We start from the raw sequence: 3,807 nt of genomic DNA on the forward strand, positions 1-3,807 counted from the left end.
GCAAACGCTAACGGCCTTTTTTGTTATAACGTGTGTTGAATTATGACGCGCTTTGATAAGTGTGTATAATTCTGGCAGTTTTGTATTCTATGTATCGAATTTTCGATGCGTTCTATTTATAAGGAGCTCTTGTATGGGCGTTGTGACCAAACGGTCGTCGATGACGTTTTTTTCTGATGGTGCAAGCCACTATAGCCACCGAGTCCGTATCGTTCTCGCCGAAAAAGGTGTGGCAGTAGATATTATTGATGTCGATCCAGATGAAAAGCCTGCAGAGTTAGCTGATCATAACCCATACAATGAATTGCCTACATTGGTAGATCGTGATCTTGTATTGTATGAAGCTGATATCATGATGGAGTATTTAGATGAGCGTTTCCCTCATCCTCCATTGTTGCCTGTCTACCCAGTAGCACGCGCGCAGAGTCGTCTAATGATGTACCGAATTTCAAAAGACTGGTGCTCTCTTGTTGACTCTATCCTAGCGGATCCAGAATCTTCATCTGCAAATGAAAAGCGTAAAGAGTTCAAAGAAAGTCTTTTGGCAACAGCACCAATTTTTGCTGATAAGCCTTTCTTTATGAGTGAAGAGTTTACGATTGTAGATTGCTGCATTGCGGCCTTGTTGTGGCGTTTGCCTGTGCTAGGCATTGAGTTGTCAGAGCCAGCAGCTAAGCCGATATTACGTTATATGGATCAGATGTTCTCTCGTGAGTCATTCCAAGAGAGTTTGTCTGAAGTTGAAGCAGAAATGCGTCACTAGTCACTAGCATACAAGGAGGATGGTGTGACCCCAAGTAGGCCATACCTGGTTCGTGCATTAAATCAATGGATTATTGATAACGGCCTAACACCGTATTTGGTAGTGGATGCCGGTATTCAGGGCGTTCATGTGCCTGAAGATTATGTAACTAATGGTCAGATCATCCTCAACATCAGTCCTAGCGCTGTAACAAATTTACTTATCGAAGATGCCGCAATTGAGTTTCAAGCTCGTTTTGGTGGTGTTCCGATGCAGGTATATATCCCAGTAGTTGCTGTCATGGCAATCTATGCAAAAGAGAATGGCCAAGGCATGGTTTTTGGTGCGGAGCCAGGTGCACCTGAGCCGCCACCATTCGATGAAGAGCCGGTACAAGAGCAGGGTTCTTCACCTCAGAAGCCATCTTTGAAGATAGTTAAGTAAGCCTTTATAAGGCTGCGCCAAATAGCTTCGATTCAACAGATTTTATAAGAGCGTTGCAGGCAAATATCGCCAACTGAAGTCCGTTCGAGATGGAATTTGTTGGTAGCTTGATCAAGGCATCAGTCATATAGTTTGTCGCATCTTCGGAGCCATTAATGAGCAGTGTTTTGATTCCTTTCTCTTGTGCTGTTGTTAGGGCTTCCTCGAAACTTTTGTGTTCATCTCCGATACTGATTAATACTAATACATCACTTTCCATTCCCATTGCTTGAATCTGTTTAGCGATCATATTGGCAGATGACGTGTCGCTATTTAGGCTGTCTAAACCGATATTGATTGCAGGGAAGCCTGGGCGCTCAAATTCATATTGGTCCATAAAGGCAGAACTAATGATTTGTGCAATCGGGTTAGCAAACCCAAGGCCGCATACTAAGAGCTTTTTGTCATTAAGTAGGGCGTCTACGATTAAGGTGCTTGCGTGATCGGTTTCTGATGCAATGCTCGTAATGTGCTCTGAGGCGATATCGATTTGGTCGCACAAATATTTGGCAATTGGGGAAAGGTCGTTCATTGGTACTAATGTGCTCCAAATGCTGATTTAATCCAGTTGATAGGCTGTTTGCATTCATGTGTGTCGAATGTGACGGTATCGAAACGACAGGTGCTATCAAATAGTTTGTGCTGTTGCATGTAAAGTAAGGCAGTTTTTACTAGTTTCGCTTGCTTTGGGTTGTTGATACTTTCTTGCGCACTGCCAAAGGTATCGGTTTTACGATAACGAACTTCGACAAATACAATCGCGTGGTGATCGCGCATTATAAGATCGATTTCTCCTAGGCGGCATGAATAATTGCGGGCAATAAGTTTTAGTCCGTTCTTCAATAGATGCTTTTCTGCCAATCGCTCGTATTTCGTTCCCTTGTTGTTCATTTATATCGTCCCTGATACATGAATTAATTAATTGGTATAGCTTTCCCGCCTTGATATTTAGCCCATTGCAGTCTTCGGATAATTGATCCATCGTCGTCAATAGCGAGTTTCCCTGTTCGTCCCTGAACAAAGCTATTTGGGATCTCGCGGAGCAACGCTAAGCGTGGCGATAGTGCATACGCATCGGCGCCTAAAGCGTAAAAGCGCATGTATTGTGCTGCGATATTCTTTCGCGAGGCATCGATTTGTAGCTTAATTTGATCTGTTTTATTAAAAGCCCACGGGATATCTATAAATTGGACTCCAGATAGGTCATTGTTCGTGTCAGTACTGTTCGGTTCGTGGATACTTGATGTGGCGAACACCGGAATGTCATCAGCGAAGTTGAATGCAAAGAGCGGATTGATGCGTTTGGCGTTCTGATTGTTTCCGAGTAACACAATTGCATCAATATCACGACGTCGTTCGGGGCGGGTCTCAAGTTTTAAGCCGGTAAGCCGCGCTATTGCGTTGCTACGCTTCTTGCTTGTGTCGGTAGATAGAAGCGCTGCAACTGCGTCAGAGAGAGAGGTTTCCTTGCCATAGGCAGCTTGTGCAACGATGTTTCCACCTTGCTTCTCAAATAGTTCGTAGAAAGCACTTGTTAAACGTGACCCACGGCTTGTGGCATCGCGAATGATCGCAACGCGGTTCAAGCCTTGCTCTACTAATCGGTTAGCGATTTGGGCTAATTCGTGTTCTGGAGCAAGTCCGAAGAAATATAACTCGTCATTGATGAGTGTTCCATCTGAGGAATTTAACGCCAAGGTCGTAATAGGCAATTCCGTCAAATCATTAAGTTGTTGAATGTTTGATTTTACAACCGGACCAATAATAAGTGTGTTCGGACTGTTATCGATTGCTTGGTTATATAACGAAGGGATTGTTTGGCGGTTCGTATCAAATGCCTCGATGCTGATTGGTTTTTGTGCAATAAAGTTCGCAGCCAAGAACCCGTCGGCAATAGCAATGCCAATATTTTCAAATTGCCCGCTAAATGGCAGCGCCAGAATAATTTTATTGGGCGCCGTTTCAGGAAGCTTAATTAGTGCTTCAAGTTCAAAAGGGAGGTTGTCAGTAGCTGGGTGGCGAGGGTTTTGGTTGAGCCAGTTTGTAAGAAGAGTGTATTGCTCGTCGATACTTGCCGTCGAAAACTTGAGTTGTTTTGCGAGATCTACCCAAGCGATGGTGTTATCTAGATGGCCATCTTCTTGAAATGCGACGAGGTCGTTTAATTCGGTTCTTTGGAGTAGTAACCAAATTTCCTCGCTAAGCTGCGCGCTCTGTTGATAGCCAAAGACGCCTTGGTAATCTGATAGGAGTACTGCTGCATCCAAAGGGCGGTTTATTTTGCTATATGCCGTCGCAAGTAAGCGAACGATAGTTTCTTGCTGAGACAGGCTAGTTCTGAGGATGCTATCGACCTGGAGGTCGTCTAGCGTTGTTTTTAAAGTTTCGACATTATTTGTTTGAAGAGATGTTTCAATTAACGTCAGGTTATAAGTGGAAATTTCGTCTGATGTTAAGCTCTGCGTTTGTACGTTCTGTAAAGCATGTTGCGCTTGTGTGTAATAGCCTTGCTCAAGAAAGGCTTGTGCAGCGTTTAAATAATATCGATTCTTTTGGGTTTCGGATGTTTGCGCTTTTGCATC

The 3,807-nt window shown here is 43.8% G+C and carries 5 protein-coding genes; 2 read left to right on the forward strand and 3 right to left on the reverse strand.

Annotated features, from left to right (window positions below; all coding sequences use genetic code 11):
• The first annotated feature begins 133 nt into the window (after positions 1-133).
• A complete protein-coding gene (locus A3738_RS07085) occupies positions 134-763 on the forward strand; it encodes a glutathione S-transferase N-terminal domain-containing protein (protein ID WP_068472969.1) in 630 nt (209 codons plus the stop codon).
• Between the two features lie 24 nt (positions 764-787).
• A complete protein-coding gene (locus tag A3738_RS07090) occupies positions 788-1,186 on the forward strand; it encodes a ClpXP protease specificity-enhancing factor (protein ID WP_068472966.1) in 399 nt (132 codons plus the stop codon).
• A 4-nt stretch (positions 1,187-1,190) separates the two neighbouring features.
• Here A3738_RS07090 and A3738_RS07095 read toward each other — a convergent pair whose 3' ends face one another.
• The 3 genes from A3738_RS07095 to A3738_RS07105 all read right to left on the reverse strand — a co-directional run.
• A complete protein-coding gene (locus A3738_RS07095) occupies positions 1,191-1,757 on the reverse strand; it encodes an SIS domain-containing protein (RefSeq protein WP_068472962.1) in 567 nt (188 codons plus the stop codon).
• Positions 1,758-1,762: 5 nt separating this feature from the next.
• Complete coding sequence (locus tag A3738_RS07100) at positions 1,763-2,116, reverse strand: YraN family protein (RefSeq protein ID WP_068472959.1); 354 nt, start codon at positions 2,114-2,116, stop codon at positions 1,763-1,765.
• Positions 2,117-2,139: 23 nt separating this feature from the next.
• On the reverse strand, positions 2,140-3,807 hold a 1,668-nt coding region (locus A3738_RS07105), incomplete at its 5' end, for a penicillin-binding protein activator (protein ID WP_068763473.1).

The sequence above is a fragment of the Oleiphilus sp. HI0066 genome, from assembly GCF_001635725.1.

What these genes read in the sequence shown, in the direction of transcription:
- A3738_RS07100 (WP_068472959.1), bottom strand. Translation starts at nt 2,116, where the DNA reads ATGAACAACAAGGGAACGAAATACGAGCGATTGGCAGAAAAGCATCTA.
- A3738_RS07085 (WP_068472969.1), top strand. Translation starts at nt 134, where the DNA reads ATGGGCGTTGTGACCAAACGGTCGTCGATGACGTTTTTTTCTGATGGT.
- A3738_RS07095 (WP_068472962.1), bottom strand. Translation starts at nt 1,757, where the DNA reads ATGAACGACCTTTCCCCAATTGCCAAATATTTGTGCGACCAAATCGAT.